The 12,461-nt window shown below is 67.6% G+C and carries 13 protein-coding genes; 5 read left to right on the forward strand and 8 right to left on the reverse strand.

Annotated elements, in window-relative coordinates:
• Positions 1–231 precede the first annotated feature (231 nt).
• The 5 genes from E6N53_RS10350 to E6N53_RS10370 form a co-directional block, all read right to left on the reverse strand.
• Positions 232–654 carry an ester cyclase gene (locus E6N53_RS10350; RefSeq protein WP_142859041.1) on the reverse strand — a complete coding sequence of 141 codons (423 nt, stop codon included), beginning with the start codon at positions 652–654 and terminating at the stop codon, positions 232–234.
• A 175-nt stretch (positions 655–829) separates the two neighbouring features.
• Positions 830–2,161 (reverse strand): sodium-dependent transporter, encoded by a 1,332-nt coding sequence (locus E6N53_RS10355; RefSeq protein ID WP_136601749.1) that lies wholly within the window; start codon positions 2,159–2,161, stop codon positions 830–832.
• Positions 2,162–2,323: 162 nt separating this feature from the next.
• A complete protein-coding gene (locus E6N53_RS10360) occupies positions 2,324–2,584 on the reverse strand; it encodes a helix-turn-helix domain-containing protein (RefSeq protein ID WP_394344749.1) in 261 nt (86 codons plus the stop codon).
• Positions 2,585–2,688: 104 nt separating this feature from the next.
• Positions 2,689–3,648, reverse strand: a complete 960-nt coding sequence (locus tag E6N53_RS10365) for an NADPH:quinone reductase (RefSeq protein WP_142859043.1) — start codon at positions 3,646–3,648, stop codon at positions 2,689–2,691.
• Between the two features lie 228 nt (positions 3,649–3,876).
• Positions 3,877–5,220, reverse strand: coding sequence for a RimK family alpha-L-glutamate ligase (locus E6N53_RS10370; RefSeq protein WP_201741117.1), 1,344 nt, complete (start codon positions 5,218–5,220; stop codon positions 3,877–3,879).
• A 96-nt stretch (positions 5,221–5,316) separates the two neighbouring features.
• Between E6N53_RS10370 and E6N53_RS10375 the strand changes: the two genes are divergently transcribed.
• The 3 genes from E6N53_RS10375 (at position 5,317) to sucD (ending at position 7,761) form a co-directional block, all read left to right on the forward strand.
• Positions 5,317–5,598, forward strand: a complete 282-nt coding sequence (locus tag E6N53_RS10375; protein ID WP_142859048.1) for a hypothetical protein — start codon at positions 5,317–5,319, stop codon at positions 5,596–5,598.
• Positions 5,599–5,746: 148 nt separating this feature from the next.
• Positions 5,747–6,892 (forward strand): ADP-forming succinate--CoA ligase subunit beta, encoded by a 1,146-nt coding sequence (gene sucC / locus E6N53_RS10380; protein WP_142859051.1) that lies wholly within the window; start codon positions 5,747–5,749, stop codon positions 6,890–6,892.
• Positions 6,889–7,761, forward strand: a complete 873-nt coding sequence (gene sucD / locus E6N53_RS10385) for a succinate--CoA ligase subunit alpha (protein WP_142859053.1) — start codon at positions 6,889–6,891, stop codon at positions 7,759–7,761. Before sucC ends, sucD begins: the two co-directional genes overlap by 4 nt.
• Positions 7,762–7,810: 49 nt before the next feature.
• Here the strand turns inward: sucD and E6N53_RS10390 are convergent, their stop codons facing one another.
• Positions 7,811–8,119 carry a zinc ribbon domain-containing protein gene (locus E6N53_RS10390; protein WP_136590278.1) on the reverse strand — a complete coding sequence of 103 codons (309 nt, stop codon included), beginning with the start codon at positions 8,117–8,119 and terminating at the stop codon, positions 7,811–7,813.
• A gap of 100 nt (positions 8,120–8,219) precedes the next feature.
• Here E6N53_RS10390 and E6N53_RS10395 point away from each other — a divergent pair, with 100 nt between their 5' ends.
• Both E6N53_RS10395 and hpt read left to right on the forward strand, forming a co-directional pair.
• On the forward strand, positions 8,220–8,645 hold the full coding sequence (locus E6N53_RS10395; RefSeq protein ID WP_236639648.1) for a CBS domain-containing protein: 426 nt from the start codon (positions 8,220–8,222) through the stop codon (positions 8,643–8,645).
• Between the two features lie 182 nt (positions 8,646–8,827).
• Positions 8,828–9,400, forward strand: a complete 573-nt coding sequence (hpt, locus tag E6N53_RS10400) for a hypoxanthine/guanine phosphoribosyltransferase (RefSeq protein ID WP_136590279.1) — start codon at positions 8,828–8,830, stop codon at positions 9,398–9,400.
• 17 nt (positions 9,401–9,417) lie between these two features.
• Here hpt and E6N53_RS10405 read toward each other — a convergent pair whose 3' ends face one another.
• Both E6N53_RS10405 and E6N53_RS10410 read right to left on the reverse strand, forming a co-directional pair.
• Positions 9,418–10,572, reverse strand: coding sequence for a BMP family ABC transporter substrate-binding protein (locus E6N53_RS10405; protein ID WP_142859056.1), 1,155 nt, complete (start codon positions 10,570–10,572; stop codon positions 9,418–9,420).
• Between the two features lie 182 nt (positions 10,573–10,754).
• Positions 10,755–12,266 (reverse strand): lipopolysaccharide biosynthesis protein, encoded by a 1,512-nt coding sequence (locus E6N53_RS10410; RefSeq protein ID WP_136590281.1) that lies wholly within the window; start codon positions 12,264–12,266, stop codon positions 10,755–10,757.
• Positions 12,267–12,461: the final 195 nt, after the last annotated feature.

Genomic DNA, 12,461 nt, shown 5'->3' on the forward strand with positions numbered 1-12,461 from the left:
GGTCGGCGAATCGGGTTTATTGCTGACGCACGGACGGCGAAAACTCGAACACGCTGATGAATCGACACCTGCCGGCAGACAGCCGACTCCCCGCTCTCTCCGCTGGGCGTCTCGGGTCCCTCGAGAGCCGAGCCGACTCGGGTGCCGACATCCGCTGTGGTCGGCAGGCGTGTTCCATCCAGCAGAGACGGCGGACGGTCCGACCGGCTGCGTGTCGAAGCGACCGGTGCGTCACTCCTCGAGGAAGCCGAGCTGCTCGGCGATCTCCCGAGGGTCGTAGTACATCCGTTCTTCCTGCACCTTGCCGTCCGCGATGACGAACTTCGACATCCCCCTGTGCTCGAACGTTCGGCCGGTTGGGGGGAGACCGTTGAACTCCCCTTCGTGCGTGCCGCTTCCCGTCCACTCGGTCATGACCATCTCTGCGTCTTCGAGTGCGGCCTCGACGGTAATCGTGAAGTCGGGGAACGCGGTCCGAAGTTCACGGACGTATGCTTCGAAGGCGTCTCGTCCGTGCACTTCACCGCCGGGGGCGCTTGGCTCGTAGGCCACGAACGAGTCGGAGACCGAGTCTATCTTCGAGTACTCACCGTGCCATAGTGCCAGGTAGTCACTCATGGGCTGTTCGTGTCTGGTCAAGGCGGTTGCTTCCATACGCGGTAACAGATGTGTCCACGTGTCATATAAACAACGTGTGAATCTCGGGAAGTGATAATCACGGTGCTCGGTGGGCGGCCACGATGCGGACGCTGTACTCGGGACGACCGCCGAGAGGTGTCGCGTACGGAGAGGCGACCACTCGTTTCACGCGACAGCGATGCCCTGGTGGTCAGATCGGCGGGACGATAGCGCCGCCGAGGAACAGCGTCTGGAGCCCGAGCGCGAGCGTGCCGAGGACGGCCACGAACACGACGACGCGGACCGTCCAGAGCCAGACCGTGCCGACGCCGACGGCGAGACGGGAGCCGCGGAGGAGTTCCGTGGTCGCCTCCCGACCGAACTGCCAGCCGACGAAGAGCAGGATGCAGAGGACCGACAGCGGGAGCAGGAGCTGGTACGCGAGCGTGTCGAACCAGCCGAGCCACGCAGTCGACAGCGCCGACGGGACGCCGAGCAGGAAGATGGAACCGCCGAGCGCGCCGGCGGCGGGAACGCGCGAGACGGCCGTGTTGTCGACGACGTACGAGACGACGACTTCGAGCAGGCTGATGGCCGACGAGAGCGCGGCGATGAGCACGACGACGAAGAAGGTGGCACCGAGGAGGCGGCCGGCCGGGAGGGTGGCGAACGCGCCGGCGACGGAGATGAACACCGCGCCGGGACCGCTCGTGTTGGGGTCGACCCCCTGGGCGAACAGCAGCGGGAAGACGACGAGGCCGGCGAGCACGCCGACGAGCGTGTTGAGCGCGACGATAGAGCCCGCGTCGGCGACGAGCGAGTCCTCGCCGTCGACGTAGGAGGCGTACGTGACCATCGCGCCCATCCCGAGCGACAGCGAGAAGAACGCCTGCCCCACCGCGAACGGGACGATCTCCGCGAGGTTCGCACGCAGCGTCCCGAAGTCGGGCGAGAGGAAGTACGCGTAGCCGGCGCTCGCGCCGTCGAGGGTGAACGCGTAGGCGGCGAGACCGACGAGGATGACGAGCACCGAGGGGACCATCACCTTCGTCGCGCGCTCGATGCCGTTCTCGACGCCGAAGGCGACGACGCCGACGACGAGCGTCATGAAGACGGCGTGGGCGACGAGCGCGTCGGTGCCGGCGGAGACCGTCGAGAAGAAGCCGGCGGCGTCGCCGAAGTAGCCGCCGGTCGGCGACGCGACGATGTAGCGGATGACCCAGCCGCCGACGACCGAGTAGTACGAGAGGATCCAGAAGCCGATGAACAGGCCGAGCGCGCCGACGAGCTTCCAGCGGCGGCCGCCGAGCGAGCCGAACGCGTCGATGGTGTTCTGTTTCGCCCGCCGGCCGACGACGAACTCGGCGAGGATGGCAGGTAGTCCGATTCCCACGGCGGCAGCGAGGTAGACGACGAGGAACGACGCCCCGCCGAACTCGCCCGTCTTGAAGGGGAACTGCCAGATGTTTCCGAGGCCGACGGCGCTCCCGACGGCCGCGAGGACGAACCCGACCCGCGACGCCCACGTCTCACGTTCTGTCATGAGTCGCGATAGGAGTAGTGGGCCTGATAAGCGCGATGGATTCGACGTGTGTTTCTCTGTAACTATCAGAATGATTTTCCGCACGAAAGTGCCGCGCGGTACCGCACGACACGAGAAGTGTGGGCGACCGTCGCGGTCGACGGCGACGACCCGACCGGGTGCTCAGGCGGTAGTGACGGCGTCGCCGTCGCGGACGACCAGCCCGTACTCCGCGAGGGTCTGGAGGATGCTGAACAGCGAGAGTTTGGGGAGGCCGAGCGCCGCGCCGAGTTCGTCGACGGTCGTCGTGCCCCGGACGAGGAGGTAGAGGTAGACGAGCTTCGCCTGCGGTGAACTGACCGTCTCGGGGAGTGCCATCGGCTCGGCTGTCGGGTAGTCGGGCTGTGGTTCGTCGCCGGGGTCGAGGTGGTGTGACGCCATCATGAGCGGATGTGACGTCCGACAGGTGAATAAAAAGCTATCGTCGTTCCCAGTTCCAGGGAAACACGTCGTTCGAATGACATTCCTCGGAGACGGGACGCGCGTCGCTACGGCGTGATGACGAGCTTGCCGAAGAACGACTCCGCCATCACGTCGACCTGTGCGTCGGCGGCCTCGTCGAGGTCGTACGTCCGTGCGACCTCGATGGCGAGGTCGCCCTCGCCCATGAGATAAGCGACACGCGCGAGCGGCTCCGCCAGTCGCGGCGTGTTGAACATACTCATGAACTGGTAGGAGACGTCTTTGCTGCGGGCGACGCCGTCGTTCGAGAAGCCGACTGCGGGGTCGTTCTCGCCGATACCGACCACCCGCGCGCCCGTCGCGGCGACGTCGGCGTCGAACTGGAGGTAGTCGTCGAGGCGGTGGTCGAGAACGACGTCGACGCCGCCCGTCTCGTCGACGACGCGGTCCGCCAGGTCCTCGCTCGCGTAGTCGAAGACGGCGTCCGCGCCCAGCGCTTCGAGGCGGTCGTGGTACGTCGGTGCGGCCGTCGTGACGACGTGGGCACCGGTCGCCGCGGCGAGCTGGACGGCGGCGTGACCGACACCGCCCGACCCGCCGTGGACGAGGACGGACTCGGCGGGTTCGAGCCCTGCGTGGTCGACGAGGGCCCGCCACGCGGTGACGGCGGCGACGCCCGCACCGCCGGCGGCGACGGGGTCGACGCTCTCGGGGAGGTGTGCGAGGCGGTCCTCGGGGACGGCGGCGTACTCGGCGTACGCGCCGAGGTGGTTCATGCTCAGCCCGGTGCCGACCACGCGGTCGCCAACGGCGTAGTCGTCGACGTACTCCGACACCGCGACCACCTCGCCGGCGACGTCGACGCCGGGAATCATGGGCAGCTGGAACGGTTCGTACGCACCCTCGCGGAAGTAGGTGTCGACGGGGTTGACGCCAGCCCCGGCGACCTCGACGACGACGTCGTGGCCGGTCGCCTTCGGTCTGTCGACCTCGTCTACCTGGAGCACCGATTCGTCGCCGTACTCGTGGAAGCGCACAGCCTGCATACTCGGACGACACGGGTGGAACGGCGATAAAACCGTGAGAAGCGGAAAGCACGTTGTCGAAGGACCTCACTCCACCGGGTGCCGGGTCACGGAAAAACGAGGAGCGCCCAGGGGGGAGAGACGGCTGGGTCAGTCCTCGCGCGATATTTATCACTGACTGACATCAATGTACCGGATGTTATCGCCGAAAATCGTCTCGAAGGAGTACGGCTCACGGCCCGTCACCGCTCACTCCTCGACGAGTTCGTCCTCCAGCGGGTGGGCGTTGGGGTTCTCCACCCGCCTGGAGATGTCGAGGAAGTAGTGTTTGAGGACGTCCCGCCCGATGAGGAGCGGGTGTGACATGTGGCTCCTGTCGACGATGTTTGCGGCGACGGTGTGTTGAGTGCCGCCGATACCGACCACGAGGTCGACGACGGGGCGGGACTGGCTCTTGTCCGCGCTGCCGCTTCGGACCGTCGAGACGGTGTGGATCGGACCGGCACCGATGTCGGCCGCGAGGCTGAGGTCGATGCTCGTCCGCGCGGCCCCGGAGTCGGCCTTGCCGACGACCGTCTGGGTCCCCGCGGTGCCGGAGACGACGACGCGCTCCGTGAGGCCGATGATAGGCGGTTCCTCGAACGTCCTCGGTTCGGGCCGCGGCATGCACGTGGGCGGGGAGTCGTCGAGCGTCGCGGCGAGGTCCTCGACACGGTCGGGGTCGACCTCGACCCCCAGTCGCCGGAGGGCGAGCGCCGCGATGTGCGGGGCTGGACTGATACCCGTCGCCCGATAGAAGCCGCGGAAGCCGGCCGTCGGGTTCACCTCGAGGACGACCCAGCCGTCGTCGCCCTCGATGAGGTCGACGCCGGCGTAGTCGAGGCCGACGACAGCGGACGCCTCGCGGGCGATTTCGACCGCTTCCGGGGGGAGGCGGTCGCTGGCGTCTTCCACCGCGCCGCCGAGGTGGACGTTGGTCCGCCAATCCTCGCCGGCGGCGTAGCGGAACATCGCGCCGACCACCTGGTCGCCGACGACGTACACCCGCGCGTCCCGCGGCCGCTCTCGGTCGCCGACGAGTTCCTGGAGGAACGCGCGGCGCTTGCCGACCTTGGCGGTGAGGACGTCGTCGGTCTCGACCTTCCACGCGCCGCCGCCGTGAGTGCCGATAGCGGTCTTGTAGACGGCCTCGGGTCCGAACTCCCGCCGGTGAGCGTTGAGCGTCGACCCGCTGAGCGCCAACAGCGTCTTCGGGACGGGCACGCCCTCACGCGCCAGCAACGACGCCGTCGCCATCTTGTGTGCGGCCACCGCCGTCGTCTCGGGGGCGTTGAGCATGGGTCGGTGTGCGGCCACCGTCCGGGCGATACCGAGTTCCTCGGTCGGCTGGTCGGTGTTCGAGAGGAGCAGGCGGTTGACGACGATGTCGACGGCGGGTTCGAGTTCGAGGGTGTCGCCGTCGATGCGGACGACGGTGTTCTCCTCGCGGAGCCACGCGGTGTCGTGGCCGAGCGCCTCGACGGCGTTGAGAATCGCCTTCGACTCCTTGCTGTCGTGGAGCGCGAGCACGCCGACGCGGGGTGGTGATGTCATGTGCAAGTCATGAACGCGGGGGGACGAAAGCGTAGCGCCGCGGCAGGGACGTGGTCGGTGAAAACGTCTTTGTCCTCGGGGGAGGTGGATGGGGACATGAGTCTACGTCGCTGGGGGATGTTGTGTTTCGGTGTCGGGGTGTTCGTCGCGAGCGTCGCGGGCGTCGCGACGGGGGTGACGCTCGGCTGTACCGACGTCGCGTGTGACGGCCCCACGACGCTGGCGCTGCGGGGCGTCTCGCTCGCTGGCGTCACGGTGTTCGACGGCTGTAACACCTGTCAACTGAACCCGGCCGTCGTCGTCGGGGCGGCGCTCTCGCTTCTGGGTGTGGTCGTCGGGGGCATCGGCGTCGTCGGCGAGATGCGGGCCGCCGAGTGACGGAACCGAGTCCGCCGAACCGCGTCGCCTCGGATACCGAGACGGTCGGGGCGACAACACAATCCGTCTTCGAGTAAACCCTCGTCCCAGAGGTCACACTCGCCCGAATCGACGGGATTTAAGCGTCGTCATCTCCCGGTCACACACGATGCGACTTCACGAGTACCAGGCGAAGGGTGTCTTCGCCGACGCCGGGATTCCCGTACCGGACTCTCGACTCGCTTCGAGTGTCGACGAGGTGGTTGCGGCGGTCGAAGACATCGGCTTCCCTGCCGCGATCAAGGCGCAGGTGCACGTCGGCGGCCGCGGGAAGGCCGGCGGCATCAAAATCGCCACAGACGTCGAAGAGGCCCGAGAGTACGCCGACGACATCCTCGGGATGGACCTCAAGGGCTATCACGTCGACCGCGTCCTCGTCGAGGCCGGGGTCGACTTCGAGGACGAACTGTACGTCGGTGTGACGATGGACCGCGGCGAGGGGCGGCCCGTCGCGATGGTCTCCGAGAAGGGGGGCGTCGACATCGAGGCCGTCGCCGAGGAGACGCCCGAGGCCATCGCCCGCGAGCACGTCGACCCCGCGTTCGGGATGCACCCGTTCCAGGCCCGGAAGGCGGTGTACGATGCCGGCATCGACCGCGACATCGCACGCCAGGTGTCGAGTATCCTGACGACGCTGTACGACCTCTGGGAGGACACGGACGCCTCCGACGCCGAAATCAATCCGCTGATGGTGACGAGCGAGCGAGAGGTCGTCGCCGCGGACGCCGTCCTCAACGTCGACGACGACGCGCTCTTCCGACACCCCGACCTCGCGGAGATGGAAGACGAGGCCGCCGGCGACGAGCTGGAGGCGAAGGCGAACAAGTACGGCTTCGACTACGTCCGCCTGTCGGGCAACGTCGGTATCATCGGCAACGGTGCGGGCCTCGTCATGACGACGCTCGACCTCGTCGACTACTACGGAGGAGAACCCGCCAACTTCCTCGACATCGGCGGCGGCGCGAAGGCCGAGCGCGTGACGAACGCGCTCGACATGGTGTTTTCGGACCCGAACGTCGACAGCGTGGTGTTCAACATCTTCGGCGGTATCACGCGCGGTGACGAGGTGGCGAAAGGCATCAACGAGGCGCTCGAAGCGTTCGACGAGATTCCGAAACCCGTCGTCGTCCGCCTCGCCGGGACCAACGCCACGGAGGGCATGGAGATTCTGAACACCGAACTCGTACAGGTCGAAGAGACGCTCGAGGACGCGGTCCAGCGGGCAGTGAAGAACGCCGAGGAGGTCAGCCAATGAGCATCCTAGTCGACGACGACACGCGCGTCGTGGTACAGGGCATCACCGGCGGTGAGGGGTCGTTCCACACCGAGCAGATGATGGAGTACGGCACGAACGTCGTGGCGGGCGCGGTGCCCGGCAAGGGCGGCCAGGAAGTGAAGGGCGTCCCCGTCTACGACACCGTCCACGACGCCGTCGCGGAAGAAGACGCCGACGCGTCGGTCGTGTTCGTCCCGCCGGCGTTCGCCGCGGACGCGATGTTCGAGGCGCTCGACACCGATCTGGACCTCGTGGTCGCCATCACCGAGGGCGTCCCGACGCAGGACATGGCGAAGGTCTACCGGCGACTGGGCGAGACCGACACCCACCTCATCGGCCCGAACTGTCCGGGCATCATCACGCCCGGCGAGGCGAAACTGGGCATCCTGCCCGGCAACATCTTCTCCGACGGCAACGTCGGACTGGTCTCGCGGTCGGGCACCCTCACCTACCAGGTCGTCGACAACCTCACCCAGCGCGGTATCGGCCAGACGACGGCCATCGGCATCGGTGGCGACCCCATCATCGGGACGTCGTTCGTCGACGCCCTCGAACTGTTCGAGGCCGACACCGAGACCGAGGCCGTCGTGATGTGCGGCGAAATCGGCGGCGAGGACGAAGAGCAGGCGGCGAAGTTCATCTCCGAGCACATGGACACGCCGGTCGCCGGCTTCATCGCGGGCCGAACCGCACCCCCGGGCAAGCGGATGGGCCACGCCGGCGCCATCGTCAGCGGAAGTGGCACGGGAACGGCCGAATCGAAGATCGACGCGCTCAACGACGCGGGCGCGCCGGTCGGCGACACCCCCGAGGAAGTGGCCGACCACATCGAACGGTTCCTCTCGTAATCGCGGCTGTCACGACTGTCGCGCCCGTCACCACCGCGGGCGCACGCGCTCAGCTGTTGGCCTTCTTGAGCGACGAGAGGCAGTTTCCACAGTAGCCGGCGAAGCCGGGGTTCGGAAGCCCACAGGACGAACAGGTGACGAGGTCCGACTCCGCGGGCCCCGAGACGGCCCCGCCAGTCAGCACGGCCGCAGGGCCCGGGGCTCCGGAGGGTTGCTCGTCGACTCGCTCCATGATGCGGTCCACCAGCGCGTCGTCGCGCATCCGGTCGAGCACGCGGACGAACCCGATGAACAGCAGTGAGGGGGCGACGATGCAGAACGCCGCCACGAGTAGTCTGAAGGCAATACTCAGTTCCATACCACGTGCAAGGAACACACGCGTATGGTCTTGTCGGGTTTTCTCACCGCTGATAGCGGGAGGTAGAGGGTTAAGTAGCGTCGTTCTGGATTTCCTGATAATGCAGGTCCGAGATGTGATGACGGCGGGTTGTGTAACGGTCCCGTCGTCGGCGACGCTGGCCGACTGTGTCACCCGGATGCTCATGGCGGGCACGGGGAGTGTCATCGTCGACGACGATGGGCCACTCGGCATCGTGACCGAGAGCGACGTTCTCAGCGCGGCGCAGGACATCGACGAACCACTGTCGGCGATTCCTGCCCACGTGGCGATGTCACACCCGGTCGAACGCATCGAACCCACGGCGACGGTCAGGAAGGCGGCCGAGCGGATGCAGACCCTCGACATCAAGAAACTGCTCGTCGCCCGCGGGTTCGACCCGGTCGGCGTGGTGACAGTGACCGACCTCGTGTGGCACTTCTCGGACTTCCAGCGCGAGGCCGGCCGACTCGCCCTCAAAGGCAACGCCTGGGAGCACGGCGAGTAGCGGCCGGTGCGAGCGCCGACGCCGGGCGGTTCTCGGACCCTTCTATCTGTCTGTTCGTCTGTCTATCTGTTCGTCTGTCGGCCCGCACCGCCGTCCGAACGCCGCTGCTCGTCGGGTGACGCCGCGCCGGTCCGCGATGGGTCGAGTCGGCAGTTTTTACTCGCCGTTCGGCAACCTCGGGTATGGACCGACTTCGCCGGTCGTTCGACGAAGCGCCGATCATCGAGAAGGAGGGCGGCTACCAGTACGTCGTCCACCCCATCAGCAACGGCGTCCCGATGCTTCGCCCCGAACTCCTCCGTGAGGTCGTCGTCGGTGTCATGCGCGTCGCCGACCTCGAACGGGTCGACAAGATCGTCACGCCGGAGGCGATGGGTATCCACATCTCCACCGCGGTCTCGCTCATGACCGACATCCCCCTCGTCGTCATCCGAAAGCGCCAGTACGGTCTCGCGGGCGAGGTGTCGCTCCACCAGCAGACCGGCTACTCGGAGTCGGAGATGTACATCAACGACGTCGAGGCGGGCGACCGCGTCCTCGTCCTCGACGACCTCCTCTCGACGGGCGGGACGCTCGCCGCGGTGACCGAGGCGCTCACCGACATCGGGGCCGACATCGTCGACACGGTCGTCGTCGTCCGGAAGGCCGACACCGACAGCGAGATGGACGACAGAGAACACGACGTCGTCTCGCTCATCGACATCGAACTCGTCGACGGCGAGGTCGTCGTCCGTGACGAGTACCGCCGTCAGTAAGGGTCGCGGTTCGGCACTCAGTTGTTCGGGACGCTCCCCTCGACGTTGTCGACGTAACTCGACATCTCGCCGAAGAGGGACGCGTCCGAATCGCCCGCGAACGCCGTGTCGGCCCACACGTCGAGGTCGCCGGCCTCGAGGGCCTCACGCTCGGACTGGACGGTGCTCTTGACCTCGTCGGGGACCGCCGGTCCCCACTCGTCGACGTCGACGATACCGTCGGTGAGTCCGCCCCAGTAGGCGTCCGACTCCCACGAACCCTCGTTGACGGCCTGCAGAGTGGGTTCGTAGAACACCTCCCAGTGCCAGATGGGGGAGGTGAGGTAGTTCTCGCCGGCGAACTCGCCCATCGGGGCGTCGTACCCCGTCGCCCAGATGCCCGCGTCGGCCGCCGCGCGGACCGCGGCGGGCGAGTCTTGGTGCTGGGCCATCACGTCGACGCCGCCGTCGATGAGCGCCTGTGCGGCCTCGCGTTCTTTCGGCGGGTCGAACCAGGAGTTGACCCACTGCACCCGGACGGACGCCGACTCGTTCACCGAGGCCGCGCCGGCGGCGTAGGCGTTGATGCCGCGGACGACCTCCGGGATGGGGAACGCCGCGACGTACCCCAGCGAGTCGGCCTCGGTGACCATCCCGGCGGCGACGCCCGCGAGATAGCGCGCCTCGTACATCCGCCCGAAGTACCGCCCCATGTTGTCGGCGGTCTTGTAGCCCGCACAGTGTTCGTACAGCGTGTCGGGGTTCTCTTCGGCGACGGCGAGCATCGGGTCCATGTACTCGAAGGTCCCGCCGAAGACGATGTCGTACCCGTTCATCGTGTACTCGCGGACGACCCGCTCGGCGTCCGCCGGCGCGACGGCTTCCGAGTAGTCGGTCTCGAGCCAGTCGAACCGCTCGGCGGCCGCCTTTCGACCCTCGTTGTGCGCCCACGACCAGCCGAGGTCACCGACCTCGGAGTTGTAGATCCACGCGGCCTTGACCGTCTCCGACCCGCCGCCGGAACCGTCAGCGCCGCTCGAACTCTCGGTGCTGTCCGAACTCCCCGACCCCTCGGAGCCACCAGTGCCTCCAGAACCGCCGGTGCATCCGGCGAGACCCGCGAGACCGGCGGTGCCGGCGACGCCGAGAGATTTCAGTACGCTCCGTCTGTCGACCGCGTGTTTCCGAGCCATGGATATGCGTGTTCGTGTACACCGCGACGGACGCCGCGGCGTTACTGTCGGGAACTCACGCACATAGCTGTATAAATCTGGCCGTTTAGGCGGGCAGTGTTGTACACGTCTGTGTAGGGACGGAACACGAACGTGCATCCTCTCCGATGGCGTCGCGGGCGGCGACGAGCGCGACGGTACGGTCAGCCGGAGCGGCCGAACGCGCCCGAGACCACGCGGAGGTTGCCGCGGAGCCCCCACGAGAACCGCCGGTCGAGGCCGACGAGCAGGACGGCGTACGACGCCCCGCCGACGGCGACCAGGAGGACCAGTTCGACGACGGCGGGGACGCCGGCGACGGACGCACGGACGAGGAGCGTGGTGGCAGCCATGCCGACGCTCGCGGTGAACGGGACGGCCACCTCCGCGGCGAGTCGTCGGGGGCCGACGCCGATGAGTCGGTGCATCAAGAACAGGTCGACCGGGAGCGCCACGAACACGTAGACGCCGGCCACCGCCGCGGCCGTCCCGGTGATACCGAAGGCGGCCGTCGCGGGGACGATGACGAGCGCGAGCGCCACGAGGCGGACGGTCCCGACGCGGGTGACGTAGTCCGGTCGGCCGAGCGCCTTCCATATCTGGTGGAACGCCGCCGTCAGCGAGACGAGCAGGCCGTAGACGGCGAGCAACTGCATCGCACCCGTCGCGGGGAGCCACTGCGGGCCGAGGACGCCCTCGATGAACGCGGGCGCGACGACGACGATGCCGACGGCCATGGGGAACGAGACGACGCTCACCAGCTGCATCGTACGGACGAACGTGCGGCGGAGCGCCGCGTCGTCGCCCTGAAGCTTCGCGTAGGTCGAAAAGAGGACGTTCGAGATGGTCTTCGTGACCTCGGTGGCGGGCGCGCTCGCGGTGCGGAACGCGACCTGGTAGAGCCCGAGCGCCGTCGCGGAGAGGTACCAGCCGACGAAGACGTCGTCACCCTTGCCGAGGAGGAACGCGAGGCCGTTGTTCGCGGTGATCCACTTGCCGTAGCCGAGCATCTCGGTGGCGAGCGCGCGGTCGGGGCGGAGGGCTGGGCGGTACGAGTGGAGGAGGTACGACGCGAGCAGCCGTGTCGCCTCACCCGCGAGGTAGCCGAAGACGAGCGCCCAGACGCTCCTGAACGCGAGTGCGAACGCGAGCGCGACGCCGAAGTCGACGAACGACCCCGAGAAGCGGTAGACGAACTGCCGGTGGAACTGGAGCTCCTTCACGAAGTACAGCGCCGCGGGGTTCCGCAGCCCCGTGATGACCGGGACGAGCGCGATGCCGCGGATGACGTCCGCTGCCCGCGGTTCGCCGAAGACGCCGGCGACGACCGGCGCGACGAGGAAGATGAACGCCCCGAGGGCACAGCCGCGGACGACGCTGAGCGTCCACGCGGTGTCGAGGTAGCGGTCGACGTCCTCGTCGGCGTTGTAGATGAGCGCCTCGTCGAGACCGAGGCGGGTGAGGCGGTTGACCCCGCCGAAGGTGAGCAGTGCGATACCGATGAGCCCGAAGTCGGCGGGGGTGAGGAGGCGTGCGAGGACGACGAGAACGACCAGTTCGAGCCCCCGGGTGCCGAGGTTGAGCCCGAGTTCCCACGCCCCGGAGCGGACGCTCCGGGTCGCGAGGTCGCCCTCGGGGAGTAGAACCGAACGGAGAGTGTGGAGGAGACGGCGCATCGGAGAGTACCGACAGATACGCGAGAACGGGCATTGTTATGAGGGTCGTACCCCCCGGTCCGGGTGGCGGTCGGATACGCACAGACGTGGATAGTGCTCCCGCGAGGGGACCGGTTCCTCCCGGTTCTGCACCTCCTAACGATGCACAGACGTGGATATTCGCGGACCGGATTCGGAAAGAGATAAACCGCCCCG

This window comes from Salinigranum halophilum (genome assembly GCF_007004735.1).
GTDB classification, from domain to species: Archaea; Halobacteriota; Halobacteria; order Halobacteriales; family Haloferacaceae; genus Salinigranum; species Salinigranum halophilum.